The organism is Ectopseudomonas toyotomiensis (assembly GCF_900115695.1).
In the GTDB taxonomy this organism is placed as follows: Bacteria; Pseudomonadota; Gammaproteobacteria; order Pseudomonadales; family Pseudomonadaceae; genus Aquipseudomonas; species Aquipseudomonas toyotomiensis.
Window position 1 is genome coordinate 37748 of record NZ_FOXK01000008.1, and the last position, 26783, is coordinate 64530.

Sequence of the window (26783 nt, forward strand, 5' to 3'; positions counted from 1 at the left end):
GGAATTTTCAGCGCTGATACGACAAAGGGTCAGCCGAAGCTGACCCTTTGCTGGAAATGGTGCCGGAGATAGGAATCGAACCTACGACCTTCGCGTTACGAGTTAGAGGGTCTAAACTTTTACCGCGCTTCACCTTAGATGCTCTACCTATACAGAATGGGACTCTCAGGCTAGTCTCTCGTTTACGGGCTATCACTCAACACCATCATCTTTGATAGCCCGTGCTAGCCATACGCTAGCCCGCTACCGCAGAGGCTCAAGAATGAATCGGTTCAAGTTCACCAAAACAGCACTGCATGCGCTGCCACTTCCCGAAGCAGGTAAGCGGGCCACTGTCTATGACACCGAGTCACCCAAGCTCGCGGTACGTGTCACTGCTGCTGGCTCAAAGACCTTTTGGGTAATCCGCCGCACAGGTTCGACAATGGCCTGGCTCAAGCTGGGCAACTTTCCTGAAATGACGGTTGAGCAAGCCCGCTCAGAGGCACACAAGATACTTGGCGAGTTCGCCAGCGGCGCTAACCCCGCCGCAGTGAAACGCGCAGTTCGTGGAGAGCCGAGCTTTTTCGAAGTGTTTGAGCGGTTCATTGCCGAGAAGAAGAAGCGCAACGGCTCACACCTGAGCGAGCGCACCAAGCGCGACTATCAAGACGTCTTGCGGCTTTACTTGGAGTCGATCAAGAGCAAGAAGCTGTCGCAGATAACCCGCGCCGAAATCAAAGGCATTCACGCCAGAGTGTCCAAAAAAAGCGCTACACAGGCCGACCGATGCATCATCCTCGTTTCGTCGCTGTTCAACTTTGCCGCCGATCTGGAGCTATTCACCGGCACCAACCCTGCAGCCCGCATTCAAAAGAACCTTCCCCCAGAGCGCGACCGCTTCGCGCTGCCAGCTGAACTGCCCTACCTCTACGAAGCTATAGCAGAGTCCAGCCTGAGCGACTATTTCCTGCTGTCGTTGCTGACCGGCGCACGCCGCTCAAATGTTCAAGCAATGGCTTGGCGTGACATAGACCTGCAGGCTGGCGTCTGGCGCCTGGATCTGACCAAGAACGGCACACCGCAGAACGTGACTCTCTCACCAGAGGCCGTGGCTGTACTGAGCGAGCGCAAAAATCAGGTTAATGGCTCGCCATTCGTATTTCCCAGCACGGGCCGCACCGGCCACTTGGTCGAGCCTAAAAAGGCATGGGCCACCCTGCTTAAACGCGCCAGCACTCGCCGTGCGCTCGATATGATTCAGGATGCGGGAAAGATGAGCGAAGCTGAACGCGAGCAGGCGGAGCAACTGCTAAGTCATTCACCAGCCACTGCGGCCAAGCGTTACACCTTGCTTGCTGAATCGCTCAACATTGACCCGACAACCTACGATATGACCGACCTGCGCATTCACGACTTGCGCCGCACCCTTGGCAGTTGGCAGGCCAAGACCGGCGCGTCTATGGCGATCATTGGCAAGAGCCTGAATCACAAGACTCAGCAAGCCACGGCGATCTATGCACGGCTTGACCTTGATCCCGTGCGGCAGTCGGTCAATACGGCAACCCAGGCAATGCTTGAGGCGGCAGGTATCAGGCAGTCAGCGGACGTGGTGCCGATCAATCGCAATCAATAAGCCAGCGCAGTTCAGTTGCATACATCGGCTGGGCAAAAGCAAATTTCTACTTGCCTAGCTAGCCGATTTGTTCAGTAGAGGGATCGCCTAGGAGGGTGAACAGTGAGCAAAGACGACAAGGAAACACCCGAGCTGCGCCTTGGTTTGCAGGCTTGCTTGCAGCCTGGCTTTCACTTTGAGAAACAGTGGAGCCCAGGTGTGAGAGTTACCAGCCCTGAGGAATTTGACCAATTCGCGGCTCAACTCGCGCAGAATTTACTGGACACCTATTCTCCTGAGCACATCGCTACCATCGCAGCTCAGCGGACAATCCTTTTGGATATGACGCAATGTGCGCAGAGAGAAAATGAGGTTAATCAGGACTTAGCTAAGGCTCTTACAGAAACTGCTATGCAGGTGGGATTTCTTGCTTTTTGCGCGCATAGAAAGAAGGCAGCCAAGAAGCGTATGGCTGGAGGTCTCGATGAGCTAAATAAGCGGGCTGCGTTCATAGGAAGTGAGCTTCAGCGCCATGCCAAAGATATTTGGGACGCCGATACCCATGAAGAGTACAGGGTTACAGAAGTTGCGCATTTGGTGAAGGGCATCGTGGAGCGAGAATACCCGAGCGATAGGATACCTGGTCTTTATCGGATCAAAGAGTTGATTAAAGATCATGCCCCCCTGCATGCGCGTAAAGGAGGTGCGCCCAAAGGAAAGCGCACGCGCTCAAAACCATAGTGAGCGTAACGAGTATTAAGGTACTCGTTACGGCTGAGAATATTACCAACCCCTGCAATGCCAGATCATGACTCCTCCGAATCACACTCGTTGGAGTTAGACCCATGCTCACCAGCCAATCCACAGAGCTTGCAACGCTCAAAGCCGAGATCGCAGCACAGATCGCCGCACAGCTCGGCTTTAATCCAGAGACCCCGCCCGTCAACGTCGACGACAAGTCAGCTGCCGCCGTGCTTGGGGTACAGAAAAGCACATTATCCGTCTGGCGATCACTAGGTCGCTATAACCTGCCCTACGTCAAAATCGGGCGGTCGGTGAAATATCGAATTTCAGACCTAGCCGAGTTTATTGCAAACCGCACCGCCAGCAACACCGGGGAGGCCAACTAATGGACGACTTCCAGCTGTTCGACGGCGTTGCTTTCGGCTCGCAGATTAGCCCCGTGGTGCTGCTTGACTGCCTGCCGCCCTGTGCATGCGGGGCGCCTGCAGATGGCCCCCTGCTAAACGCAATCTTTGCGCTGCTTGACGGCGGATTCGCCGGGGTGCGCGAGCTGAAGGGCGACACGCCGACCACATATCTAAACCTTGTACTGGCATACACCGACCAGGCAAACACTAGGCCTCTTTGGCTATCCATCGACCCGAGCAGCATTGAGGGCCAAGCAATTCTGGCGCTGCTGCATGAGGCCAAAAGTGGCACTACTCGCACAGACCGAGACCTGGCCGCCCATGCCATTCATATGGTTGAAACTGCCTATACACACGCCGGCCGTAGCGAGGAGTTTTATGCTGCAGCACAGCGCGCCTTAGAGATTCAGCGCCAAGCGGAGGTAATGCAATGACCCCCACCCAGCAGCAGGCCACACCCGCTGAGTTCGACTACAGCCGAGTACCCGAGACAATGAAACGCTTGCCGCGCTGGATCGGCTTCACCGAAAAAAAGGTGCCGGTCGATCCCCGCACAGGGCTCAGGTTGAACCACACCGACACCACCCGACATCTGAACTTTGAAACGGCGCACGCCGGCTATCTGGCCGGCCACTGTTTCGCCTTGGGCTTCTGCATCGTCGAAGGTGACGGCATCTGCTGCGTTGACTTAGACAAAGTGTGCGGCAATCCCGAGCGCGAGCAGCGTGCCGCCATGATCCTGCAAAAAATGCCCGGCTGGATTGAGCGCAGCATGAGCGGCACAGGGCTTCACATCTGGGGTTATGGCGCTGGCAGGTCATTCAAAACAGCAGACGGCCTGGAGTTCTATACGAACAAGCGCGCCATGCTTATTACCGGCAAGGTAATGCCACAATCCGCGGTCCCTGATCTAGTTGATCTGCACGCCGGCTGCCAGTGGCTAGCGACAACCTTCAACCCCAAAGCAGCGCCAGCGACGCAGCAGCCAACGGCACCACAGTTCCCACAGTTAGGCCCGCCGCCACCCCATTTGTACCTTGTCGGGGCAAGAGAGCTAAACACTGAGGCTGCAGGCAGGCTAAACGCCGGTCAAGACGACGATCCCGAGCGCATCCGTAGCGCCCTTGCCGTACTGCGCGCCGATGATTACGACACATGGTGGCAGACGGGGCTGGCGCTGTACCGATCCACGCTAGAGCCTCAACAGGCATACAGCACCTGGCTGGAATGGTCGGCAACCTGCGCCGATAAATTCAGTGAGCAGGCTTGCCAGGATAAGTGGGCCAGCTTCGCGACCTCGGGCCAACCAGCGTCAGCAATCACACTGGGCACCATTTTTCACCGCGCCCGGCAAGCAGGCTGGACGGATACCGACAATCCAGTGAAGCCATGGCGCACACCGGATACCCTGCTGACCGAGCCACAGCCTGCGCCCTATCCAACAGCGAGCTTGCCAACGGTAATGCGCGAGGCCGTAAAGGCCATTGCCCAGCATGTTGCCGCGCCAGAAGCCCTAGCAGCGCAGTGCGTGATAGCAGCGGCAGCGTACCTGGCCCAAACGCGGATCAACGCGCCGCACATTCATTACCCCGATGGCATGCCCTGTTCGCTTTATCAGATGGCGCTGGCCGACTCCGGCGACCGCAAGAGCGCTTGCTACCGCTTGGCTTTCAAACCATTGATGGAAGCAGAGCGAGAGGAGCGCGACCGGCACGCCGCCATCACGGCAGAACACAGCCTCCGGGCAAGCCTACTGAAAGGCAAAGCCTTGCAGGATTTCGAGAACAACAACCGGCTGCCAGCTAATCCCCGCACCATGTACACCGATTCGACCTTTGAAAAGATCGCCAAGGACTTTGTGGCAGGTATGCCGGCCGCATCCTGGGTCACAGACGAAGGTGGCAGGGTGCTCGGTGGCCACAGCATGCAGGCAGAAACTCGGGCAGCAACCCTGGGCGGACTGGTCAAGCTGTACGACGATGGCACGGTGGAGCGCGACCGGGCCGGCGAGAGTAGCGGCATTGCCTATGACCGCCGATTCACTATGCACCTGATGGCCCAGGCCGTGACCGTCAGGGAGGCGCTGAATGACTCGCTGCTGCAGGGACAAGGCTTCCTGCCGCGCTTCCTTCTGACCTCGGCACCTTCGCTCGCCGGCACCCGATTCATCACCGCCGAAACACTGCAAAACTCGGCCTACAGAAATCCCGCCATTCAGCGTTACTGGCAGCGCATGAAAGAAATTGCAGCAACTACCCGACACGTTGCCGAGATGGGCGCAGTTCGGCCGCCCGTGGTTGCACTGGCAGCGGAAGCCCTGAAAGTCTGGCTGGACTTTTACAACAGGGTTGAGGCAGAGCAGAGCCGGGGCGGCGATTACGCTGGCGCTATCAAACCCTTTGCGAGCCGGGCCGGCGAAAACGCCCGCAGGGTCGCTGCAGTCTTTGCCTTGTTTAATGGCGAGCAGGAGATAACCGGCCCGACCATGACCGCCGCCTGCGAAGTAGTCGAACACTCGCTTGGCGAGTGGGCACGCTGGCTGGGCGGCAGTGGCACGGAAACCCGAGACAACAGGGACGCACTCGACTTGCTGGCTTGGCTCAAATCCAAAGGGATTTCGTCACTGCATCGGGACAAGTTGGGCACCAGCGGCCCGGTGCGCGGCAGAGCCAAACAGCGAGATAAGCTGCTCGGCATCCTTCTGGAATCAGGCTGGATGCGCAGTGCAGACAGTCGGAATTTTGAAGTTAATCCCCAGCCCCTTGCAGATTGTGCAGAAAGTGCTGAAAGGCCCATTACACCGGGGGTAAGCAATGCAGACTGCGAGCAGATCACTGCAGAGGAAGGCTAGCGTATGCAGACCAGCGCCAGGGCCGGACAAAAATCTGCACTCATCTGCAATCAGTCTGCAGTGCAAGGCCCTGCAGTTCCGGGGCTTTCAGCGGAATCTGCACAATCTGCAGCGACCGGCACGCATTCAGCGCTCGGGCCGTGAGTGACCAAAAACCCAAGCCCAGCCTGTAACCACCACCAGCAAATAATAATTTTTGAAGGAGCAAAGCCGTGTCCGCATACACCTCAAGACTGCTAAAGCAGGTAGCCGATCAACGCATGCAACAACAAGCAGCGCCCAGCCCGGCAGAAACGCTCAGGCAAAAACACGATGCTTGGTTTGCCAGCCTGCCCCCGGCATCCAAGCATCGGCACTGGTCAATTGACGAGATAGCCAGCGCCCTGATGATTGCACCACGCGAGCTAAGCCAGACCCTGCTTGATGCGGGCTGGCTGCGCAAAAGGGTATGGTTTGAACGGAAGAAGGGGCAGGGGCGATACCTGAGAATTTGGACTCCCCCTCAGGAAAACCCTAAAAAACAAACATAAAATAACAACTAAAAACCAAGTGAAAACAAAGATTTACGCCAACCAAATTATCTAATCACACCAGAGACTACACTGAGACCCCGTCCTCACATTTACAACATCAGCACTTGAGCACGCACCTAAAGGGCTACCCGATATAAAAACAACAGAATCACCCTCATTCAAATCAGAGCAATAACTCTGCGCCTCAAATTTAGAGCCATTTATAACAAAAACATCACCCCCATCAACATCATATACTCCCTCGACCAAATATTCTGGCCCGGCACCTCCGCCTTTAGCAGGATTTGATAAAACCTTAACAACAGCGCTACAGTTATTTCTCAACCAAGGGGTTGAATTAGATAAAGCCAAGTATCTCTGCTGCATCGCAGCCCCTTCTTGCTGCAAGCAACTTGTATCAGCACCGCAATTCCTAGTAGTCAATGGATTTCTTTCCAGCAAAGACAGACACACATCTTTTGCATTCAAAAAACCCTGATAGCTACTAAAGCCCAATGCTCGTGCACTACTATCCAAATCCATACCTGCGGGCACCTGCCCAATCTGCCCGACCTGAGAAATCGGCACCTGCGGAGAGGTGCCCATACCTAAGAACTCAGATTTTCCGCCCGGCTTAACGCAAGGGACATGGGAGAAAACGGCCGAACCGTCAGCATTTACACATTTAAATACAGGCTGAGCACTAGCAGAAAAAGCCACAGTCGAAAGCAAAAAAAACAAACCTATAGATAAATCCTTAAAGATCATGTAGTTCTCCAATAAACTAGCGGTTTCGCCTCAACGTAAAACATGCTGCCCTATACTGTGATGAGGATCGACCTGATCGCCCCTGCCTCCAGCAGTAGCTTTAGCTCGCATCCCTGCCCTCTTGGGGGAAAAGCTCAGCCTGGTCGGGAATGGAAAGCCCCACGCGCTCGCAGTGCTGGCGAATCAGCACCTCGACCAGATTCGCGACGCTACGATGCTCCAAGCTGGCTGCGATGCGCACGGCCTCTTTCAAAACCGGATCAATGCGTAGATTCAGTGTTGCCGTTTTCATTCAGCGCCTCGTAACACAGTGTGAATGCAATGTAACGCATCTCGCATGACAAGCAAGCGCTTTCCTGAGCGCTATCGGGTACTGATTGATACACCCGAAAATTTTCTTGGCTCACTCTGCGTGCAAGGGATAAGCCATACCCCCCACAAGCGCACTGCCCCCAGCCACCCTCGCAGGCCCGGGGAATGATTCTTAGAGGCTGAATACACGCGGAATGGTCGCGGCTGGATTGCGAAAGGCAGGGCTGCTTAGCACTGGGATGGCGAGTGATTCGCCAAGAGAAAGGCTGCTGCTGGGCGGCTGGATTTTTCTACCGCGCTAGCCCAGTGATAGCCCACACCAAAAACAAAAAAGGCCCACATCGCTGCAGGCCTTGATTTTTCTGGTGCCGGAGATAGGAATCGAACCTACGACCTTCGCGTTACGAGTGCGCTGCTCTACCGACTGAGCTACACCGGCGGGAAACGTCGGCATTATGCGAGTTGCCACGCTCGCGCTCAAGTCGCTGCGACGTCAGCTGTCGAGCAGTTCGATGCGATCATCGTGGATGCGGATCAGGCCTTGCTTGTAGAGACCGCCGATGGCCTTCTTGAAGTTGCCCTTGCTGACCCGGAAATGCTCGGAGATCAGTTCCGGCGGGCTCTTGTCACCCAGTGCCAGCACACCGCCCTGCGCACGCAGTCGTTCGATGATCTGCTCGGCCAGGCCACTGGCGGCCTCGTGACCGATGGGCTGCAGGCTCAGGCTGATCTTGCCATCGGCACGCAGCTCCTTGATGTAGCCCTTCTCGCGCATGCCGCTGCGGATGAACTTGAACAGCTCGTTCTTGTGGATCAGGCCCCAGTGCTTGCCGTCGATGATGGCCTTGAAACCGAGATCGGTACGTTCGACCACCAGCAGGTCGACTTCCTGGCCGACCTGGTAGTTGGCCGGCACCTTGTCCAGGTGGCGATCCAGGCGCGCGGTGGCGGTGAGGCGACGGGTGCGTTTGTCCAGGTAGAGGTAGATCACGCAGTAGTCGCCGATCTGCAGCGGGCGCTTCTCTTCGGAATGCGGCAGCAGCAGATCCTTGGGCAGGCCCCAGTCGAAGAACAGGCCGACGCGGTTGATGTCCACCACCTTGAGGCTGGCGAACTCACCGAGCTGGATCTTCGGTTTCAGCGTGGTGGCGATCAGCTTGTCTTCGCTGTCGAGGTAGAGAAACACGTTGAGCCAGTCATCGACTTCGCTCGGCGTGTCCTTGGGGATGTAGCGCTTGGGCAGGAGGATTTCGCCATCCGCACCACCGTCCAGGTACAGACCGAAGTCGGTGTGCTTGACCACCTGCAAAGAATTCATCCGCCCAATCAAGGCCATCGCGTTTCACCTCACCAAAACAGCCGGCCATTCTACCCGAGTTAATCCGCGACCGGGCCGGCGTCGTAGCGAATCGACGGCCGGTCGAATGGTGCTGTAAGTGACTGGGAAACAAGCCATAAGTTGCCGCGAAAAGCTGGCCAGGCGCAGCCTTATGGTATTCACCGGGGCGATTAACCAAGCAGAAAGGGGCTGCTTGAGGCATAATGGCCGGCCGCCCTTCTGAAAGAGATCAAGGTCATGGCCACCCTGCGCGTGAAATCCTCCTCCAGCAAAGTCAGCAAACCCGCCCCAGCCGTGGAAACCCGCGAGTCCATCGAGGCGCAGATTGCTGCCTTCCTGCAGGGCGGCGGCGAGATCCAGCAGATAGCCAAGGGCGTCAGCGGCCAGACTTACGGCGGCACTCGCCAGATCACCATCAGCAAGAAGTGATCGCCTCGGGTGTGCATCGCACACCCAGCCCCTCCCCGCTCAGGGCACCTCTTAAAACTACCTGCGTTGTCATCGCTGCGTTAAAAACAGGCTCGTGCGCGAGTCCGATCAAAATGCTCATTTACAACTCGTAAACTGCGCTTTTTCGCCTGTTTTTGCGGGGCCGCCATCGGTATTGCGCTGACTGCCTCGCCTACGTTTTTAGAGGCACCCTTTACTCGCTCGTCAGCCCCAGGCGCAGCAACTGCCCTTTCGGCGCATCCGTCAGCACGTAGATATAGCCGTCCGGCCCCTGCCGTACGTCGCGTACCCGTGCGTTGAGCGATTGCAGCAGACGTTCCTCATGCACGATCTTGTCGCCATCGAGCTGCAGGCGAATCAGCGCCTGGCCGGAAAGTGCGCCGATGAACAGGTTGTGCTGCCAGGCCGGGAAACGCTCGGCATCGTAGAAGGCCATGCCGCTGATGGCCGGTGATTTTTCCCAGACGTGATGCGGCGGCTCGGTACCAGCCACGGTTTTGCCCTTGGCCTCGGGAATCGCCAGCATCGAATAGTTGATGCCATGGGTCGCCAGTGGCCAGCCGTAGTTCTTGCCCGCTTCGGGCACATTGATTTCGTCACCACCACGCGGGCCATGCTCGTGCGTCCACAGGCGACCGCTCCAGGGATTGAGCGCTGCGCCCTGCTGGTTGCGGTGGCCGTAGGACCAGATTTCCTCACGCGCGCCACCGCGGCTGACGAAGGGGTTGTCCTCGGGTATGCGCCCGTCCGGGAAGATGCGCACCAGCTTGCCCTGCAGCTTGTCGAGGTCCTGCGCGGTGGGGCGATTGTTGTTGTCGCCCAGGGCGATGAACAGATGGCCATCGCGGTCGAACACCAGCCGCGAGCCAAAGTGCGTGCCGCTGGACAGCTTCGGTTGCTGGCGGAAGATCACCTCGAAGCCTTCCAGCGCCGTGGCATCGGCCGACAGCTTGCCACGCCCGACAGCCGTACCCGCCGCGCCGTCGCCTTGCTCGGCGTAGGACAGATAGACCAGGCGGTCCTCGGCGAAGTCAGGCGACAGCACCACGTCGAGCAAGCCGCCCTGGCCGACGGCGAAGACCTTGGGCACACCGCGCAGCGGCTGCGAAACCTCGCCCTCGGCACTTACCCGGCGCAAGGCTCCTGGCCGCTCGCTGACCAGGAAACCCTGGCCACCCGGCAGGAAGGCGACGGCCCAGGGATTGGCCAGACCTTCGGCGACGGTGTGAACGTTCAGCGGCCCCAGTTCGGAGCTCAGTTGGCGGTCTTCGGCGAGGCTGTACTGATAGCCGAACAGGGCGAGCAGACCGAGGGCTGCGAGGGGTTTCAGGCGCGGCATCGTGGCGTCTCCATGCGTCAGACAGGCGGCCATAGTGCAACAGCCCCTCAGCCGTGACAGCCCCGCAAAAGTTTCCTCAGGTTTCAGTCGTTCAGGTAGCGCTGCTCGATACGCAGGTATTCGCCGCTCTCTCTGAGCATACGAAGGCCCTCGTCGAAACGCCGACGTTGTTCGTCCCGGCGAAAGCCGACACGGTATGGCGTCGGTGGGAAAATATCGAACCAGGCCAGTGGCTGGGTCACGTCGACCTGATCATCCACCTCGCGATTCAGGTGGCGGATGATGCGCTTGTCGCCCACCACCACATCGGTGCGGCCGCTGTAGAGCAGGCGATTGCGATTGATCTGCAGCGCCTCCTCACGGTAGCGCGGATTGTTCATGGCCATGCGCTCGAACTCTGGCCCCATCAGCAGTCGCGCACGCTGAAAGGCGCTGACCGCGTACTGACCGAGGTCGGCGATCTGCTCGATCTGATAACCGCGTTTGGCCAGCGCTACCGCCACGTTCTGGTAATGGATGTAGACGTCCGAATAGAAGGCCTGCACGCCACTGCGCTCGTGAGTGGTGGTAATGGCGTCGATCTCGCCGCGGCGCAGCATCAGGTGCAAGCGCTCTATCGGCGCGTAATAGGCGGTCACTTCAAAACCGGCGTTGTGCGCAGCACGCTCCACCAATTCATATTCCAGGCCACGCGGCTCACCTTCGTAGACATAAGGCGGCTTGTGCGTGCCAAAGCCGACATGCAGCAGCTCGGCCGCAACCGTCGGGCTCAGGCATGCCAGCATCACTCCCAGCCACCATCTGAGCATCTTCTACCCCACTATCGATCCCGCCAGAGCATAGACGCCTGGCCGCCTTCATAACCAGAGTGGATGCCGGCCGATTCATTCCGCTTTGCCCTATCGCGGCTAGACTGGCTGCACGCATTTTGCGCCTGCCTTCAGGAGATCAAGACCATGCTCAAAGCCGAATACCAACAACGCGGCCCGGTGCCGCAGGACGTGATCAGCGCGGTGCCACTGCAGTTGCCGGAACCCGCTGCCGGACAAGTGCGGGTCAAGGTACTGGCTGCACCGATCAACCCGTCCGACGTGCTGACCCTGACCGGCGCCTACGGCATGCTGCCGCCACTGCCGGCCGTGGGCGGCAACGAAGGCGTCGGCAAGGTCGAGGCGCTCGGTGAAGGCGTGAGCAACTTCAAGGTCGGCCAGACCGTGCTGTTGCCGGTCGGTTGCGGTACCTGGGTCACGGCTCTGAATGCGCCAGCGGAAAAACTCATCCCGCTGCCGGATGCCGACCCGCTGCAACTGGCCATGCTTACCGTCAACCCACCCACTGCCTCGCTGCTGCTCAGCGAATTCGTCGACCTCAAGCCGGGCGACTGGGTGATCCAGAACGCCGCCAACTCCGGCGTCGGCAGCTATCTGATTCAGCTGGCCAAGCTGCGCGGTTTCAAGACCATCAACGTGGTACGCCGTGATTCGGCCATTGCCGGCGTCGAGGCCGAGGGCGGTGATCTGGTGCTGGTGGACGGCCCGGACCTGGCCAAGCGTGTGCGCGCAGCCACTGGCGGCGCCGAAGTTCGCCTGGGTATCGATGCGGTCGGCGGCGTCAGCACCGACAACCTGGCCGCAGTGCTGGCCAACGGCGGCGTATTGGTGAACTACGGCATGATGAGCGGCCAGGCCTGCCAGGTCTCTCCCGCCTCGTTCGTATTCCGTGACGTGACCCTGCGCGGTTTCTGGCTAGCCAAGTGGTTCCAGCAGGCCAGCCCGGCGCAGCAGATGAAGGTGTTCGGCGAACTGGTGCAACTGATCGCCAGCGGCAAGCTGAAGACCCGCGTCGCGGCGACCTATGACCTGGCACACATCAAGGACGCCGTAGCCGCTGCCGCCAGCGGCGAGCGTGACGGCAAGATTCTGCTGGTGCCCTGAGACCGACAGCGCACCCTGCCTCCGAAGTGCACCCGGCGCCCCCGTTCCCATGGGGCGCCCTCTCTCCTCCCGCCCCAGCGGCGCAATGCCTGCGGCGAGTACGCCCTGTGCGGGGCAGGCCACTGCCATACGCCTGCTTTATGTGCAGCGCGAAGCCGCTTAGCCAAAGCAGCTCATATCCGTGGGGAATAAGGCAAAGTGCTTTTTTCCGTGCTAGAACCTATGGGGTTGGTCATTTTATGGCCAATGGCCAATACCCCACTGACTCGCCGGACTGTCACTGATGAAAACTAAAAAAGACGCCGTAGCCCCCGCAAAGGAAGCCACCCTGGCCGATATCGCCGACAACCTGCTGGCGCCACCCGCGCTGCCGGGGCACAGCGCTAGCGGCGAGCAGTATCTGTATTTCACCGAACGCGATATCGAGCGCATCCTGGATAACCTCGATGGCCTGCGCAACATGGTATTCCCGCTGGGCGAGCCGCTGGATGAGGGCGAGTCGAGCCGCATCCAGCAATTTCCCTCGGTGTGCCTGATCGGCCTTGGCCGCTGCGGCTCGAACATCGCACTGGACGTCGCCTCCCTGGTCTACAACGCGCGCCAGTTCTATCTGGAAGAGTTTCACAGCGAAGCCACTGCCACCATCGAGCAGGCCTCGCGCCCCAGTCGCTGGATTCGCAGCAACCTGCTGCGCGCGCCGCGCAAGAGCAGCAAGCCGGTATTCCTGATCGAGCCGCTGGTGATGCTCGGCGACCTGGACAAGGACATCGCCGGGCGCATCCGCTTCTCGCGCAAGGGCGAGATGAGCGGTTTTCTCGACGACTACAGCAAGATGAAGATCATGGACCTGTCCGAGGTGCATGCCGGTGGTGCCGGCAACGCGCCGATCCTCGGGCAGTACCTGGCCAAGATCATCCTCAACAAGGACACCCAGCGTTTCTCCAACGAAGACTGGAAGTTCATCCACAGCTATCTGATCGACTCCTGCGGGATCAAGGCCAACCAGTCGCGCCTGTACTTCTATATCTTCAGCGCCGGCGGCGGCACCGGCTCAGGCATGGCTTCGGAGTTCGGTCTGGCACAACAGTTCGCCTACATGAGCAAGACCTTCGACAGCAAGACGCCGGACGATGGAGAGGCCGAGCGCGAACGTGGTTTCGTCTTCGAACCGATCTTCACCAGCGGCATCTGCATCCTGCCGAACATTTCCGACCAGCGCAGCGAGATGTCCGAAGCCCTGCACATCAATGCCGGACGCCTGCTCTGCAAGTACCTGGCCGAGGAATGGGACTTCTCCTACAACTTCGACAACGAGCAGAACAGCGCCGAAAGCGTGATGCGCCGCATCCGCCCGTGGAACGCGATGATGCTGATCTCCAACGACATCATGCGTTACGCCGAGGAAAGCGGTGACGGCAGCATCCACAACATCGACGTGACCGCCATGGAGCGCCACGCCAACCAGTACATCTCGCAGCAGATCTTCAACATCCTCACTGCCCAGGCGGTGACCAGCGACTACGACCAGAACTACTTCCGCCGCGCCGGCATCGACATCGGCGAAACCATCCGCCTCGACGCCAACGACCTGTTCATGAGCCTGGCCGGCCCGGTGGCCGTGGCCTACGCCGAATCCGTGGTGCCCGAACAGCATGCCCAACTCTCGGAGAAATTCCGCGTATTGGACAAGGACCAAAGCCCGCCACGGCTGAACATCGACGACCTGTTCTTCCGCTCCATCGACCTGCCGCACTTCAACAAGGTCACCCAGGCCATCGAAGGCATCAGCCTGCTGCCGATCGAGTCCAAGCGCTATCGCCAGGCGCTGGAGCAGTACAAGTCCAGCGGCTATGACGCCACGCAACTGAGCGACCTGCACTTCTTCAAGAACTGCTCCTCGGTGGTGTCCATCGTCTCGCTGCCCAAGGACTACAAGCTGTCCTACATGGACCTGAACCGGCTCAAGACCCACCTCAACAACCTCTTCCCCAACACCACGCTCAAGCGCTACGCGCTGGTAATCGGCGCCTCGGCGAACCTGTCGCTGACCACCCTGATCGTCAAGAGCCCGTGCCTGTCGGACGACTTCCTGACCCTGATCGTCGCCTACATCAAGCGCTGCTTCGCCCGCGACCAGTACCGCTTCGACGACAGCCTGGACGACGCCATGCTCGATTTCATCGTCTCCGAGCGCTTCAACGAAGCGCAGCTCGACGCCATGCTCAACGAGCACGAAGACCCGGCGAAGATCCTCGACACCAACTGGTATGCGATCAAACCGATGTACGAGAAGAAGTACCGCGAGCTGATCCACGACACGGAGAAGTTCGTTTCGATCAATGACATCCGCCTGACACGCGAAAGTGTCAAACAGGCGATCAAGTACCTGCGCGAAATCTATCGCCACCGCATCGGCAAGACCCGGGTGATCTCGCTCAACGATTACGGATAATAGGTGGTACGGGCGTGCCTGTGCTTCACTGACTAAGGCACTCACACTGCCGCAAGGCGGGAGATGGCTATGGAAGGACTGTCGATCCGCTTTCTTGCCAACCTACCCGAGCAGGGCCAGCTCCTGCTCAATTGCGAACACGATCCCTGGCTGGTGACACTGTCATACGTCATCGCCAGCGTCGGCAGCCTCAGCACGTTGACCATCGCCAGGCACCTCGATAACGTCCTGAGGCGCAGCATGCGTCTGGTCTGGGGGCTGCTCGGCGGGCTGTGCCTGGCCGGCGCCATCTGGTCCATGCACTTCATCGGCATGCTGGCGTTCCAGGCGCCTGTCGCCATTCGCTATGACCTCGCCACCACCGTACTGTCGCTGCTGGTGGCCCTGGCCGCCGCCCTCCTGGCCGTGTACTACATGGCCATGCCGCGTCCCGGCCTGAGCCGCCAGTTGCTGGCCGCCAGCATCATCGGCCTGGGTATCAGCGCCATGCACTACAGCGGGATGGCGGCGATCCGTTCGGAGGCCCAGGCCTACTACCACGGCGGCCTGTTCACCCTGTCCATCGTCGTCGCCATCAGCGCCAGCTTCGCCGCGCTGCTGCTCAACCGCTACGTGCGCCATGGCTCGCAGCTTCGCCAACGCTGGCTGAAGTATTCCGCAGCGCTGGTGATGGGCGCGGCGATCGCCTCGATGCACTACACCGGCATGGCCGCACTCAAACTGGTGGTGCCGGACGGCACGCCGCTGCAGTTGCGTAGCGCCGACAACAGCGTGCAACTGGTTCTGATCGTCGCCTCCATCACCTTGCTGATTCTCAGCCTGAGCCTGGCCGCGGCCTGGGCCGGCCGTAAGCTCGACGACAAGGAGCGCGACCTGCAACGGGTCAATACCCTGCTGGTGCAGCTCGATCAGGCCAAGGCCTCGCTGGAGCAGGTGGCGCATTTCGATCCCCTGACCGAGCTGCTCAACCGCCGTGGCTTCAACCGGGTGTTCGCCGCCACCCTGGAGGAACACGCGGTCACCGGCCGCAGCCTGGCGGTGATGTTCCTCGATGTCGACCACTTCAAACGCATCAATGACAGCCTTGGTCACGACGCCGGCGACGAGTTGCTGCGCGTGGTGGCGCAACGCATCCGCAGTGCGCTGCGTGAGCGCGACATCATCGCGCGCTTCGGTGGCGACGAATTCTGCGTGGTCGCCAGCCTCGACAGCAACGCCGACCCGCGCGCACTGGCCGCGCGCATGCTGGAGCACATGAAGGAGCCGATCAGCTTTGCCGGACGCAAGATCGTGATGACCACCAGCGTCGGCATCAGCCTGTTCCCGCAGGATGGCAGCAACGCCGACGAACTGCTCAAGCACGCTGACCTGGCGCTGTACCAATCCAAGGGCAGCGGGCGCAACGTGGTGCATTTCTTCAACCCGCACCTGAAGCAGAAAGCCTCGTTCGAGCTGCAACTGGAAGAAGACCTGCGCCAGGCCCTGCAGCAGGACAGTGGCCTGACCCTGTTCTACCAACCGATCATCGATCTGCGCAGCGGCGTGTTGAGCAAACTCGAAGCCCTGGTGCGCTGGCATCACCCACAGCACGGTTTGCTGACACCCGAGCGCTTCATCGCCATCGCCGAAGCCAACGGCTTCATCGATCAGCTCGACAACTGGGTGTTGCGCCGCGCCTGTCTCGACCTCAACAGCCTGGACCGCCTCGGCTATCCGGGGTTGAAGATCGCGGTCAACTGCTCGGCGCTGAACCTGGCCAACGATCAGTTGCCTGGGCGCATCGAGCAGTTGTTGAACGCGACGCGTTGCCCCGCTCACTGCCTGGAGCTGGAGGTGACCGAGAGCGCACTGCTGAGCAACATCAACCGCGCCATCGGCCTGCTGGAAAATATCCGCGCGCTGGGCGTCAGCCTGTCCATCGACGACTTCGGCACCGGCTATTCCTCGCTCGCCTACCTGCGCCGCCTGCCGCTGGATACGCTGAAGGTCGACCGCTCCTTCATTCAGGACGTGGCCCACTCCAGTCAGGACCGCGAGATCGTCCACGCCATCATCGCCATGGCCCACGCCCTGCATCTGAAGGTCGTCGCCGAAGGCGTGGAAACCGCTGAGCAGCTGGCGTTCCTGCAGGAACGCGATTGCGATCAGGTGCAGGGCTACCTGTTCAGCAAACCGGTACCGCTGGAGGAAATCCTGGCCCGCTTCCCGCCGCATTACCGGCCACTGGAGCGGGTGGCGGCAAGGTCTTGAGCCTTCGCCCCAGAGCAAAGGATCGCCGCTAAAGCGCCTCCTACAAGCAGTTGTGCAACCCCTGTCGGAGGGGGCTTCAGTTCCCGTAGGGTGCGCCGTGCGCACCGAGCCAAAACCCAATCACCGATCCAGCCGACAACCATGCGAATCGCGGTGCGCACAGCACACCCTACATGCACATGCGCTGTTGCCACTGTGCCAACCAGCCCAGACTCGCCTGCGTACCCACCTCGCCCGGCTTGTACTCGGCGCCCAGCCAGCCGCTGTAACCGCTGTCACGTAACGCACCGAGCAGCGCGGGGAACGCCAGCTCGCCGGTACCTGGCGCGCCACGCCCCGGCACGTCGGCGAACTGCACATGACCGATGCGCCCGGCCAGCAGGCGCATGCCTGCGGCCACGTCCAGCCCCTGACGCGCCATATGGTAGAGGTCGTACTGCACGGCCAGATTCGGGTGATCCACTGCACGTAGCAGCGTATCCAGATCCTCCGGCGTATTGATCAGAAAGCCCGGCATGTCGATCGGGTTGATCGCCTCCACCAACACGCGGATACCCAACGACGCGAAGGCCTCGGCGCTCTTGCGCAAGTTGGCGGCCAGGCAATCCAGCGCCTGCTCGCGGCTCACGCCTTCGGCCAGGCGGCCGGGCAGCACATTGATGCAGGCCGGGCGCGCCATGGCGGCGTAGGTCAACGCCTCCTGCAGGGCGGCGTCGAACTCGGCCTGGCGCGCCGGCACGCTAGCCAGGCCGGGGCCACCGCTCATCAGATCGCCTGCCGGCACGTTGATCAGCACAAGCGGCAGAGCGGTCAACTCCAGCACTTCTTTCAGGGCTACCGCTGGCAACTCGTAGGGAAACTGAATTTCCACGCCATCGAAACCCGCCGTCATCGCCGCCAGCACACGCTCGCGCAGCGGCAACTCGGTGAACAGCATGGACAGGTTGGCCGCGATCTTCATGGGCACTGCTCCCGCAGCAGCTCCACCAGCGTGGCGGGGTCGCGTTCCAGGTTGCCCTGGCTGCCATGCAGACGCATCAGTTGCGCGGCGAGGCCGCTCATGGGCGTGGAGCTGCCCTGTTCGCGCGCCAGTTTCACTGCGGTGTCGAGATCCTTGAGCAACGTGCGTACATGCCACTTGATCGGCTCGAACTGGCTCGCTGCCATCTGCGGCGCGAGGATCTGCAGCGGCTTGGAATCGGCGAAACCGCCGGCCAGGGCCGGGGCGATCAGGCTGGCATCGACGCCGGAGCGCTCGGCCAGCGCCACCACTTCGGCGATCACCAGCGCATTGCAGGCAACGATCATCTGGTTGCACACCTTGGTCACCTGCCCGGCACCCACCTCGCCCATGCGTGTCAGGCGCTGACCCAGATGCGCCAGCACCGGGCGCACACGCTCCACATCCTCTTCGCGGCCGCCAGCCATGATCGCCAGCGTGCCGGCCTCAGCCCCCGGCGTGCCGCCGGAAACCGGCGCATCCACCCAGCGCATGCCAGTACGTGCCTCCAGCTCGGCGGCCATCTCACGGGTGGCTGCCGGCTCGAGGCTGGAAAAGTCCACCAGCAACTGCCCCGGCCGCGCGCCCTCGACGATCCCGCCCGGGCCGAACACCACCTCGCGCACCACCTCGGTATTGGCCAGGCAGAGCATCACCACATTGGCGTCGCGACACAGCTCGGCGGGGTTCTCCACACGATGCGCGCCCAGCTCCAGCAGCGGCGCGCACTTGTCCGGCGTGCGGTTCCACAGGGTCAGCGGGTAGCCTGCGGTGAGCAGGCGGCGGGTCATCGGCAGGCCCATCAGACCAATCCCGGCGAAGGCCAGGGCGGGCAGCGTTGCAGTCATCGATCAACTCCAGGCAGTTCGTATCCAGCGCGCATCTTAACCCCGGAGTCAGTTGTGTGCTGCCGGGGCTGCATCGGCAGCGTCGGGCCACTATACTCCGCGCGCCTTCCCCGCTATTGAACCGGAGAATCCGACATGTTCAAGAACACCCTGGCGCTCGCCGCCGGCATCGCCCTATCCGTATCCGCTGTATTCGCGCAAGCCGCCGACGTCCTCAAGGTCTCGGCCATCCCTGACGAAGCCCCCACCGAACTGCTGCGCAAATTCAAGCCGCTGGGCGCCTACCTGGAGCAGGAACTGGGCATGAAGGTGGAGTTCGTACCGGTAGCCGACTACGCCGCCGTGGTCGAAGCGCTGGCCGCTGACCGTATCGACATGGCCTGGCTGGGCGGTTTCACCTTCGTCCAGGCGCGCCTGAAAACCGGCAATGCCGTGCCGCTGGTGCAGCGTGAGCAGGACGCCGAGTTCACCAGCAAGTTCATCACCTCCGACCCGGCGGTGAAATCGCTGCAGGATCTGAAAGGCAAGAGCTTCGCCTTCGGTTCGGTGTCCTCCACCTCCGGCAGCCTGATGCCGCGCTACTTCATGCTGCAGGACGGCATCAAGCCGGAAGACTTCTTCAGCCGCGTGGCCTATTCCGGCGCCCACGACGCCACCGCGGCTTGGGTGCAGGCCGGCAAGGCTGATGCCGGCGTGCTCAACGCCTCGGTGTGGCAGAAGCTGGTGGATGCCGGCAAGGTCGACACCGACAAGGTCAAGGTCTTCGCCACCACCCCGACCTACTACGACTACAACTGGACCGTGCGCGGCAACCTCGACGCCGACCTGCAGGCGAAGATCAAGGCCGCCTTCCTCGCCCTCGATCCGGCCAAGCCGGAGCACAAGGCGATTCTCGACCTGCAGGCCGCCAGCCGCTTCATCGAAACCAAGCCCGAGAACTACGAAGGCATCGAAGAAGCCGCTCGCGCCGCTGGTCTGTTGAAGTGAGCATCGCCCTGCGTGGCGTGGGCCTGGCCCACGCCAACGGCAAGGTCGCGCTCGAAGATATCGATCTGCAGGTCAGCCCCGGCGAACGGGTGGCCATCATCGGCCCCTCGGGCGCCGGCAAGACCACCCTGCTGCGCCTGCTGGCCACCAGCCTGCAACCCACACGCGGCGAGATCGACCTGCTGCAGCACAACCCCTGGCGCCTGGCTGCCCGCCAGCGCCAGCGTCTGCGCGCACGCATCGGTCTGATCCACCAGGCACCGCCTTTGCCACCGCGTCAGCGCGTGGTCACCGCCGTGCTGGCCGGCAAGCTTGGCCAGTGGTCAGTGGTCAAAGGCCTGCTCAACCTGCTGCATCCGCTGGATGCCAGCGGTGCCCAGGCCGCCCTGACGCGGCTGGACATCGCCGACAAGCTCTACCAGCGCTGCGACCAGCTTTCCGGTGGCCAGTTGCAGCGCGTCGGCATCGCCCGCGTGCTGTACCAGGCGCCTGAATTGATTCTCGCCGACGAACCGGTCTCGGCCATGGACCCGGTGCTGGCCGGCCATACCCTGGCCGTGCTCAACCGCGAGGCAGCCGAACGCGGCATGACCCTACTGGCCAGCCTGCACGCCGTCGACCTGGCGCTGGCGCACTTCCCCCGCATCGTCGGCATTCGCGATGGACGTATCACCTTCGACCTGCCGGCTGGTGACGTGCAGCCAGCGCAACTGGATGCGCTGTACGCCAACGAGCAACTGCAGGCCACGCCCAGCTCCCCCGTGCCGCCGCAACCGACGCATATCCCGCGATGCTGACCACTGCCCCACGCGACCCCGCCGCCCTGCCGCGCCTGCTGATCACCGTACTGGCGCTGCTGTTGTTGTGGCCGGGCCTGAGCCTGAGCGAGCTGGACCTGGCCGTGCTGGTCGATGGCGACAACACTCGCGCCATGGGCAACTTCCTCGCCGGTTTCTGGCCGCCTGCGCATGACGCCGAGTTTCTCACCCTGCTCGGCCGCGCCACCCTGGAAACCCTGGCCATCGCCACCGCCGGCATGAGCCTGGCACTGCTCATCGCCATCCCCGCCGCGCTGCTGGCCAGCCGTGCGCTGTCGCTGTCGGCCGTGCACCGTGGCGGCCGCCCGGCCTGGTGGGCGAACCTGGCGCGCTGGCCAGTGCGCGGCCTGCTGATCTTCCTGCGCAGCGTGCCGGAAATCGTCTGGGCGCTGCTGTTCGTCCGCGCCGTCGGCCTCGGCCCCACCGCCGGGGTGCTGGCCATCGCCATCACCTACGCCGGCATGCTCGGCAAGGTGTATGCGGAAATCTTCGAATCGGTCGACGCCCGCCCCACCCGCGCACTGCTGGGTGCCGGCAGCAGCCGCCTGGCCGCCTTCGCCTACGGCGTACTGCCCAATGCCGCCGGGGAAATGCTCTCCTACACCGTGTACCGCTGGGAATGCGCCATCCGCGCCTCGGTGGTAATGGGCTTCGTCGGTGCCGGCGGCCTGGGCCAGCAGATCGACCTGTCGCTGCGCATGTTCGCTGGCGGCGAAGTGGCCAGCATGCTGCTCACCTTCCTGCTGCTGGTGCTGCTGGCCGACCAGTTCAGCCGCCTGCTGCGCGCGAGGCTGACATGAGAGCCGGCAACCTGATCCTGCTCGCCGCCCTCCTCGCCGCGGTGGTTGCCTCGTTCCTCTATCTGGGCATCGACCTCGGCGCCCTGGTCGCCGGCGACAGCCTGGCGCAGATGGGCCAGTACGCCAGCGGCTTCCTGCAGCCGGACTTCTCGGCCGCACACCTGCAGGCCATCGGCCGTGGCGCGCTGGAAACCCTGGCCATGTCCGCCATCGGCACCCTGCTCGCCGCCCTGCTCGGCCTGGCCCTGGCACTGCCGGCCGCCGGGCGATTCGGCGGTATCGCCCTGCACGCCACACGCCTGCTGCTCAACGCCCTGCGCGCCATTCCCGAGCTGGTATGGGCGGCGCTGATGGTGCTGGCCGCCGGCCTCGGCCCCAACGCCGGCACCCTCGCCCTGGCCCTGCACACCGCCGGCGTGCTCGGCCGCCTGTTCGCCGAAGCGCTGGAAAACACCCCGCGCGAGCCAGCCGACGCCATCCGCGAAAGCGGCGGCGGACGCATGCTCGCCTTCTGCTACGGCACCCTGCCCGGGGTCTGGCCGCAGCTGGTGGCCTACACCTTGTACCGCTGGGAGAACAACATCCGCATGGCCAGCGTGCTCGGCTTCGTCGGCGCCGGCGGCCTGGGGCAGATGCTCTACGTGTCGCTCAGCCTGTTCCAGGAAGCCCAGGCGGCCACGGTGATCCTGGCCATGTTGCTGCTGGTGCTGGCAGTGGATGGGTTCAGTGGCTGGGCGCGGCAGCGGTGGGTGAGCTGAGCCGGCGGCACGATATCGATATTCTGCTTGCTGCCTGAGCGCGCAATGGGCACTTGCCTGGGCCTACCACGGCAGGCATTGAAAACGCCCGCGGCTTGAGCCAGCATGCATAGCCCATGGCCATCATGCATCGCCAGCTCGCGCAGATGCCTGGCCATGAGCCAACAGACCTTTTCCCGACAACAGGATGTCGTATGCGCGCTCTCAAATACCTTCTCGTCGCCGCCCCACTGATCATTGCAGGCTGCGCCAGTCAGCCTTCGCTGCCACCACCGGAATTCCCCGGCATCGAGCAATCCGACAAGATCGTCATCCACGATCAACGCCCCAGCAGTGAAAGCGAGAAGGAGATCTTCAGCCTGCTGGTCACCAGCAGCGCCTACGCCATCTACCGCATGCCGGACACCGCCACCAAGCCCACAGGCCCGCGACTGCTGGCACACCGGGCTTATGAGGCCTTCCCGGAGCTGGGCAGCCAACCCGCCATCAACGTCCATCACTTCGTGACCTACGCCAACCTGCAATCGCAGTTGCGCAAAAGCTCGCTGGTCGCAGGGCTGACCGGCCCGATTGGCGTCGCCATCCTCAGCCGCCAGGAACTACCTGTCGGCGAAGTCCTGACAACCCGGATCGACAGCAGCACCTTCGACAAAACTGCGGGGGACGAGGAATACACCCGCGCCTTCTTCAGCGCCGAAGAAAATCCGGAGAAGTCGCCGGTCAACCTCATCTACATCGATGCGGAAATGCTCGGCCAACGGGTGGCCAGCCGCTGCCTGGTTCCGCCGATCAAAGACAAGCCCCACCTGTTTCTGATCGAGGCGATGGATATGTGCATCGCCAACCACCTGGCGCTGTACAGCACCGACTCTGCGAAGGAAGCGGCCGCCAAGTAGCTCAGCATCGAGCCGGACAGGAGCCTGTCGTGAGATGGGTTTCTGCTTTGGCAATCTGCGATGTGCCTATTCGCCTAGACGCTCCAATGGCCTTGCTGCTGATGCTGGCGGTGAATGGGTGACAGGCTGCAATCGGCCATTAGCGGACGGTCATCAACCGCTACAATCGGCCAACAAGACGGACGTTCTAGAGTCGGGAAAACTTATCTGCCCCCCTTTTCGTTCGGCCAATACATTGCCGCGCGTCGAGAACGCGAAGTCAGCCAGATGGCGGCAATCTGATACCGTTTTTTATATGGGCTCTGAGTCTGTTTTTAGCTCGTTAGTGCTTTATACAGTGCGCTACCGACGTACTAGTGGACAGTGATCGGCCGCCCACTGTTTCTGACTCTCTGAAGACCGGACGATCTTGAGAGTCTTCAGGAACCACCATGAACACTTTTTGCACGGGCCTGCAGAGCAAGACACTTGCCGATCCGCAACGTGACATTCTTGGAATGATCGCGGCCGACCATCATCTGGACGAAATACTCAGCGCGATCTGCCAGATGCTCGACACACAGGCCCCCACAACCCGCTCCTCGATTTTGCTTGCTGATGCCGAGGGCAAACGCTTGCTTAACGGCGCAGCGCCCGGCCTGCCGGCAGAGTACAACAACGCGGTTCATGGAATGGCCATTGGTCCACAGGAAGGAACCTGCGGCACCGCAGTGTTCCGGCGCGAGCTTGTAGTCACCGAAGACATCGCCCTGGATCCACGCTGGGAGCGCTTTCGCAGCTTGGCGCTGGGGCATAACCTGCGCTCCTGCTGGTCGCTGCCGTTGCTCTCCCATCAAGGAGGTGTATTGGGCACATTTGCTCTGTACCAGAGCCGTGTCCATACGCCGAACGAGGCGCAAATTCAACAAATGACCTGCGCCGCCCAACTCGCCGTCATCGCTATCCGTCATGAGCGTGACGGCCAACGTCTGGAGGAAAGCGAACAACGTTTTCGCTCATTGTTTACCTACAACCCAAACCCGGTTTTCGCGCTTGATCTGGCCGGCAATATCCAGAGTGTGAATCCGGCAGGCCTGAAGCTGAAACCGCACACAGCCTCCAACTTCATTGGCCATCACTTTTCTCAGCTGGTGCTCGAAGAAGACCTGCAACAGGTCAGCCAGCATTTTTCAGCAGCCTGCGCCGGAGCGCCCCAACGCTTTGAGGCCCGGCTTCGCGACGAGAGTGACAACCTGTTGACCATGGACATCTCCAACCTGCCGATCATGGTCAATGACGAGATCGTCGGTGTGTTTGGCATCGCTCGGGATATCAGCGAGCAGAAGCATTTCGAGCGCCAAGTGAGCTTTAACGCCAGCCATGACCGGCTGACCGGTTTGCTTAATCGTGTTTCGCTTGAAGACCGGCTTGCTCTGGATTGTCACATCAGTCGTCGGCATAAGCGCCGCCTGGCGGTAATGTACCTTGATCTGGATGGATTCAAATCCATTAACGATTCGATCGGGCACTACTTCGGCGACCAAGTGCTGATTGAGGTCGCGCAGCGTATGACCCAGCAGGTTCGTCCCGGGGATACCATCGTGCGCATGGGCGGTGATGAATTTATCGTTCTGCTACCGGACCTACTTTGTGATGAGGACGTTGTGCCGGTGGCCGAGCGATTGATGGCCAGCATTGCCAAACCCTACTGCGTCCAGGGCATGGACCTGCACGTGAGTGCTAGTGTCGGTATCACCCTGAGCGATGGTCATATCGAGCAGCCGATGCAGCTGATCCAGCAGGCTGACATGGCGATGTACAAAGCCAAGCAGCAAGGGCGCAACAACTTTCAGTGGTACACCAGCGATCTGAATCAGCGCGTTTGCGAGTACGCGAGCCTGCGCAACGACCTGCAAAAGGCGATCGAAACTCAGACATTACAGCTGCATTATCAACCGCAGGTGGACGCGCGCACGGGGCGAGTGGTCGGGCTAGAAGCGTTGCTGCGCTGGGAGCATCCGGAGAAGGGGTTTATCTCACCAACGGTGTTTGTGCCGGTGGCTGAAGACAGTGGCCAGATCATCCCGCTAAGCCTTTGGGTACTCGATGCGGCCTGTGCGCAGTTGCGCCAGCTAAGTGATCAAGGCACCACGAGCATCTCGATGGCCGTGAATATTTCGCCGATGCATTTTCATCGCGGCCATTTCGTCCAGTATGTCCAGGCTACCCTTGAAAAACACGGTCTCCGGGGTGAGCAGTTGGAGCTGGAGATCACCGAGTCGCTTCTATTGAATAACGCTGAGCAGGCGATCGAAACGCTGCACCGGCTCAAGGCGCTGGGGGTGCGCATTGCACTGGACGATTTCGGCACCGGTTTTTCCAGCCTCAGCTACCTCAAGCGTTTGCCCATCGACAAAATCAAGATTGACCGCTCCTTCGTCCAGGAAATCGCTACCGATCATAACGATGCAGCGATCACCCAAGGCATTATTTCAATGGCCCATCACCTCAGCCTGACGGTGGTCGCCGAGGGCGTGGAAACAGAGTCGCAAATGGAATTTCTGAAGGGCAGCTACTGCGATGTTTTTCAGGGGTATTACTTTGCCAAACCGATGCCTTTTGTAGAGCTCGAAGCGTTCTTGGACCTCCCGGCATCCATACGTGACCGGCAGTCCTGAGGGGGGGCAGCCCTGAAAATCAGACATCAAGGAGCATTTCTTTGCGCAGTCGTGTATCGAGCTGGCGAACCGTAATCGCACTTTGGTCTACATCCTGGTCGCCCAAGCGGGGAAAGGGAGCAGATTTATTTTCTCTGCTATGAACGTCCGCTAGTGGCCGATAGCAGCCCCCAACATAGTCCAGCGACTCCATCCTCTCCCCCGGTTTCCACTCAAACAAATGCCGCCGAACAAGGACTCACCAACATGGATCGTTTACCTAGCATCCTCCCCGCCTTGGCGCTCTGTCTGTTGCCTATCGCTCAAGCCGATACGCGCCAGCCACAGCCCTGCAACGCTGCATTGCTGGACTCACTGGCGACCCAACTGGGACAGCAAGGCTGGACGCCCCCTGACGGGCATGGCGACGGACCATTGGTGGCGGCTGCCTGCAAGTCTTGGCCGGATGATTCGGCGTTGTCCGTAGTGACCCTGGCTTACCGTGACGCCGAGGACACCACGCCAGCGGGCGAGCGCAATCTCAACTGGCTGGTGGCGAAGGTGGACGCGCAGAGCGGGCAATTGCGCGAGCGACATGACGACTACCTCGGCGAAGATGCCGCACTGGAAATCGATGCTGGCAGCCTGTGGCTGGATACCGCGCGTTATCACCTGGCACCAGGCGTTCGCGCGTTCGGCGTGGTGGTGCGCAGTGTCGCGCGTGGGGCAAGTTGTCCGGATGCCGGCTTCAATGACCTGCTGACGCTGGTGGTGCCGCAAGGGCCTCGGCTAAGGCCGGTGTTTGCCACCTATCTGTATTCGTGGACGACGGTAAAGGGCGTGGCCTGCGCACTGGATGGTGATTTCGAGTCGGAGCAGGCCGACCTGACGCTGAGCCTTGGGCCCAAGCAAGCCCACGGTTACGCCGACCTGGTAGTAACCGCCCATATTCGTGCTGGCCGGCAGGAGCCCGTGCTACGCAAGGTCAGCACCACCGTCCGCTACGACGGCAAGCACTACCCGTTCGATCAGTTCCCGACGTTCTGGATGAGAGAGCCGCAGCCGTAACGACGAACAGAAGAACAAAC

24 protein-coding genes and 1 tRNA gene are annotated in these 26783 nt (G+C 61.0%); 17 read left to right on the forward strand and 8 right to left on the reverse strand.

From position 1 onward, the window contains the following. The first annotated feature begins 262 nt into the window (after positions 1–262). The 6 genes from BM186_RS16970 (at position 263) to BM186_RS26375 (ending at position 6126) form a co-directional block, all read left to right on the forward strand. Positions 263–1615 carry a tyrosine-type recombinase/integrase gene (locus BM186_RS16970; RefSeq protein WP_074916837.1) on the forward strand — a complete coding sequence of 451 codons (1353 nt, stop codon included), beginning with the start codon at positions 263–265 and terminating at the stop codon, positions 1613–1615. A gap of 102 nt (positions 1616–1717) precedes the next feature. Beyond that, positions 1718–2335, forward strand: a complete 618-nt coding sequence (locus tag BM186_RS16975) for a hypothetical protein (protein ID WP_074916839.1) — start codon at positions 1718–1720, stop codon at positions 2333–2335. A 104-nt stretch (positions 2336–2439) separates the two neighbouring features. Then, complete coding sequence (locus BM186_RS16980; RefSeq protein ID WP_074916841.1) at positions 2440–2724, forward strand: helix-turn-helix domain-containing protein; 285 nt, start codon at positions 2440–2442, stop codon at positions 2722–2724. Continuing rightward, a complete protein-coding gene (locus BM186_RS16985; protein WP_074916843.1) occupies positions 2724–3179 on the forward strand; it encodes a hypothetical protein in 456 nt (151 codons plus the stop codon). The genes BM186_RS16980 and BM186_RS16985 overlap by 1 nt, the downstream gene beginning before the upstream one ends. Further along, on the forward strand, positions 3176–5596 hold the full coding sequence (locus BM186_RS16990) for a DUF3987 domain-containing protein (protein ID WP_074916845.1): 2421 nt from the start codon (positions 3176–3178) through the stop codon (positions 5594–5596). Before BM186_RS16985 ends, BM186_RS16990 begins: the two co-directional genes overlap by 4 nt. Before the next feature lie 212 nt (positions 5597–5808). Continuing rightward, entirely contained in the window at positions 5809–6126 is a 318-nt protein-coding gene (locus BM186_RS26375; protein ID WP_139228019.1) for a hypothetical protein, read from the forward strand. A gap of 51 nt (positions 6127–6177) precedes the next feature. On the opposite strand, the gene BM186_RS26380 is transcribed toward BM186_RS26375, so the two are convergent. The 4 genes from BM186_RS26380 to BM186_RS17005 all read right to left on the reverse strand — a co-directional run bounded on the left by BM186_RS26380 (position 6178) and on the right by BM186_RS17005 (position 8524). Beyond that, positions 6178–6876 (reverse strand): DUF4124 domain-containing protein, encoded by a 699-nt coding sequence (locus tag BM186_RS26380; protein WP_139228020.1) that lies wholly within the window; start codon positions 6874–6876, stop codon positions 6178–6180. A 100-nt stretch (positions 6877–6976) separates the two neighbouring features. After that, positions 6977–7168, reverse strand: coding sequence for a type II toxin-antitoxin system antitoxin (locus BM186_RS16995; RefSeq protein ID WP_074916847.1), 192 nt, complete (start codon positions 7166–7168; stop codon positions 6977–6979). A gap of 383 nt (positions 7169–7551) precedes the next feature. Then, positions 7552–7627, reverse strand: a tRNA-Thr gene (locus BM186_RS17000). A gap of 54 nt (positions 7628–7681) precedes the next feature. Then, a complete protein-coding gene (locus BM186_RS17005) occupies positions 7682–8524 on the reverse strand; it encodes a CvfB family protein (protein ID WP_003462310.1) in 843 nt (280 codons plus the stop codon). A gap of 240 nt (positions 8525–8764) precedes the next feature. Here BM186_RS17005 and BM186_RS17010 point away from each other — a divergent pair, with 240 nt between their 5' ends. After that, positions 8765–8956 (forward strand): hypothetical protein, encoded by a 192-nt coding sequence (locus BM186_RS17010; RefSeq protein ID WP_003462311.1) that lies wholly within the window; start codon positions 8765–8767, stop codon positions 8954–8956. Between the two features lie 214 nt (positions 8957–9170). Here the strand turns inward: BM186_RS17010 and BM186_RS17015 are convergent, their stop codons facing one another. Next, on the reverse strand, positions 9171–10316 hold the full coding sequence (locus BM186_RS17015) for a PQQ-dependent sugar dehydrogenase (protein ID WP_074916849.1): 1146 nt from the start codon (positions 10314–10316) through the stop codon (positions 9171–9173). 83 nt (positions 10317–10399) lie between these two features. Continuing rightward, positions 10400–11101 carry a substrate-binding periplasmic protein gene (locus BM186_RS17020; RefSeq protein WP_074916851.1) on the reverse strand — a complete coding sequence of 234 codons (702 nt, stop codon included), beginning with the start codon at positions 11099–11101 and terminating at the stop codon, positions 10400–10402. 171 nt (positions 11102–11272) lie between these two features. On the opposite strand from BM186_RS17020, the gene BM186_RS17025 reads away from it, so the two are divergent. The 3 genes from BM186_RS17025 to BM186_RS17035 all read left to right on the forward strand — a co-directional run bounded on the left by BM186_RS17025 (position 11273) and on the right by BM186_RS17035 (position 16952). After that, complete coding sequence (locus BM186_RS17025; RefSeq protein ID WP_072426336.1) at positions 11273–12250, forward strand: zinc-dependent alcohol dehydrogenase family protein; 978 nt, start codon at positions 11273–11275, stop codon at positions 12248–12250. 283 nt (positions 12251–12533) lie between these two features. Beyond that, positions 12534–14702 carry a hypothetical protein gene (locus BM186_RS17030; protein ID WP_074916852.1) on the forward strand — a complete coding sequence of 723 codons (2169 nt, stop codon included), beginning with the start codon at positions 12534–12536 and terminating at the stop codon, positions 14700–14702. Positions 14703–14771: 69 nt separating this feature from the next. After that, positions 14772–16952, forward strand: a complete 2181-nt coding sequence (locus tag BM186_RS17035; protein ID WP_074916854.1) for a putative bifunctional diguanylate cyclase/phosphodiesterase — start codon at positions 14772–14774, stop codon at positions 16950–16952. 169 nt (positions 16953–17121) lie between these two features. Here BM186_RS17035 and BM186_RS17040 read toward each other — a convergent pair whose 3' ends face one another. Further along, positions 17122–17913 carry a hydroxypyruvate isomerase family protein gene (locus tag BM186_RS17040; RefSeq protein WP_074916856.1) on the reverse strand — a complete coding sequence of 264 codons (792 nt, stop codon included), beginning with the start codon at positions 17911–17913 and terminating at the stop codon, positions 17122–17124. Further along, positions 17910–18800: an NAD(P)-dependent oxidoreductase gene (locus BM186_RS17045; RefSeq protein WP_074916858.1), complete on the reverse strand. Its 891-nt coding sequence runs from the start codon at positions 18798–18800 to the stop codon at positions 17910–17912. Before BM186_RS17045 ends, BM186_RS17040 begins: the two co-directional genes overlap by 4 nt. Before the next feature lie 135 nt (positions 18801–18935). Here BM186_RS17045 and BM186_RS17050 point away from each other — a divergent pair, with 135 nt between their 5' ends. From BM186_RS17050 to BM186_RS17080, 7 genes are all read left to right on the forward strand, one after another. Next, on the forward strand, positions 18936–19787 hold the full coding sequence (locus BM186_RS17050; protein ID WP_074916860.1) for a putative selenate ABC transporter substrate-binding protein: 852 nt from the start codon (positions 18936–18938) through the stop codon (positions 19785–19787). Continuing rightward, on the forward strand, positions 19784–20584 hold the full coding sequence (locus BM186_RS17055; protein ID WP_074916862.1) for a phosphonate ABC transporter ATP-binding protein: 801 nt from the start codon (positions 19784–19786) through the stop codon (positions 20582–20584). Before BM186_RS17050 ends, BM186_RS17055 begins: the two co-directional genes overlap by 4 nt. Continuing rightward, the gene (locus BM186_RS17060) at positions 20578–21405 is read left to right on the forward strand and encodes a PhnE/PtxC family ABC transporter permease (RefSeq protein WP_074916864.1); all 828 of its coding nucleotides are present in this window, start codon (positions 20578–20580) and stop codon (positions 21403–21405) included. The genes BM186_RS17055 and BM186_RS17060 overlap by 7 nt, the downstream gene beginning before the upstream one ends. Then, positions 21402–22163, forward strand: a complete 762-nt coding sequence (gene phnE / locus BM186_RS17065; RefSeq protein ID WP_074916866.1) for a phosphonate ABC transporter, permease protein PhnE — start codon at positions 21402–21404, stop codon at positions 22161–22163. Before BM186_RS17060 ends, phnE begins: the two co-directional genes overlap by 4 nt. 194 nt (positions 22164–22357) lie before the next feature. Then, positions 22358–23059 carry a hypothetical protein gene (locus BM186_RS17070; RefSeq protein ID WP_074916868.1) on the forward strand — a complete coding sequence of 234 codons (702 nt, stop codon included), beginning with the start codon at positions 22358–22360 and terminating at the stop codon, positions 23057–23059. Between the two features lie 431 nt (positions 23060–23490). After that, positions 23491–25716: a putative bifunctional diguanylate cyclase/phosphodiesterase gene (locus BM186_RS17075; protein ID WP_074916870.1), complete on the forward strand. Its 2226-nt coding sequence runs from the start codon at positions 23491–23493 to the stop codon at positions 25714–25716. Between the two features lie 246 nt (positions 25717–25962). Then, positions 25963–26763 (forward strand): PA3715 family protein, encoded by an 801-nt coding sequence (locus tag BM186_RS17080; protein WP_074916872.1) that lies wholly within the window; start codon positions 25963–25965, stop codon positions 26761–26763. Positions 26764–26783: the final 20 nt, after the last annotated feature.

Bases quoted from the DNA above. Each gene is read 5' to 3' on its own strand.
- BM186_RS16990 (WP_074916845.1), top strand. From the start codon at position 3,176: ATGACCCCCACCCAGCAGCAGGCCACACCCGCTGAGTTCGACTACAGC.
- BM186_RS17035 (WP_074916854.1), top strand. From the start codon at position 14,772: ATGGAAGGACTGTCGATCCGCTTTCTTGCCAACCTACCCGAGCAGGGC.
- BM186_RS26380 (WP_139228020.1), bottom strand. From the start codon at position 6,876: ATGATCTTTAAGGATTTATCTATAGGTTTGTTTTTTTTGCTTTCGACT.
- BM186_RS17075 (WP_074916870.1), top strand. From the start codon at position 23,491: ATGAACACTTTTTGCACGGGCCTGCAGAGCAAGACACTTGCCGATCCG.
- BM186_RS17005 (WP_003462310.1), bottom strand. From the start codon at position 8,524: ATGGCCTTGATTGGGCGGATGAATTCTTTGCAGGTGGTCAAGCACACC.
- BM186_RS16995 (WP_074916847.1), bottom strand. From the start codon at position 7,168: ATGAAAACGGCAACACTGAATCTACGCATTGATCCGGTTTTGAAAGAG.
- BM186_RS17010 (WP_003462311.1), top strand. From the start codon at position 8,765: ATGGCCACCCTGCGCGTGAAATCCTCCTCCAGCAAAGTCAGCAAACCC.
- BM186_RS17025 (WP_072426336.1), top strand. From the start codon at position 11,273: ATGCTCAAAGCCGAATACCAACAACGCGGCCCGGTGCCGCAGGACGTG.
- BM186_RS17080 (WP_074916872.1), top strand. From the start codon at position 25,963: ATGGATCGTTTACCTAGCATCCTCCCCGCCTTGGCGCTCTGTCTGTTG.
- BM186_RS17050 (WP_074916860.1), top strand. From the start codon at position 18,936: ATGTTCAAGAACACCCTGGCGCTCGCCGCCGGCATCGCCCTATCCGTA.
- BM186_RS17045 (WP_074916858.1), bottom strand. From the start codon at position 18,800: ATGACTGCAACGCTGCCCGCCCTGGCCTTCGCCGGGATTGGTCTGATG.
- BM186_RS17040 (WP_074916856.1), bottom strand. From the start codon at position 17,913: ATGAAGATCGCGGCCAACCTGTCCATGCTGTTCACCGAGTTGCCGCTG.
- BM186_RS16970 (WP_074916837.1), top strand. From the start codon at position 263: ATGAATCGGTTCAAGTTCACCAAAACAGCACTGCATGCGCTGCCACTT.
- BM186_RS16980 (WP_074916841.1), top strand. From the start codon at position 2,440: ATGCTCACCAGCCAATCCACAGAGCTTGCAACGCTCAAAGCCGAGATC.
- BM186_RS17020 (WP_074916851.1), bottom strand. From the start codon at position 11,101: ATGCTGGCATGCCTGAGCCCGACGGTTGCGGCCGAGCTGCTGCATGTC.
- BM186_RS17060 (WP_074916864.1), top strand. From the start codon at position 20,578: ATGCTGACCACTGCCCCACGCGACCCCGCCGCCCTGCCGCGCCTGCTG.
- BM186_RS17030 (WP_074916852.1), top strand. From the start codon at position 12,534: ATGAAAACTAAAAAAGACGCCGTAGCCCCCGCAAAGGAAGCCACCCTG.
- BM186_RS17015 (WP_074916849.1), bottom strand. From the start codon at position 10,316: ATGCCGCGCCTGAAACCCCTCGCAGCCCTCGGTCTGCTCGCCCTGTTC.
- phnE (WP_074916866.1), top strand. From the start codon at position 21,402: ATGAGAGCCGGCAACCTGATCCTGCTCGCCGCCCTCCTCGCCGCGGTG.
- BM186_RS16985 (WP_074916843.1), top strand. From the start codon at position 2,724: ATGGACGACTTCCAGCTGTTCGACGGCGTTGCTTTCGGCTCGCAGATT.
- BM186_RS17070 (WP_074916868.1), top strand. From the start codon at position 22,358: ATGCGCGCTCTCAAATACCTTCTCGTCGCCGCCCCACTGATCATTGCA.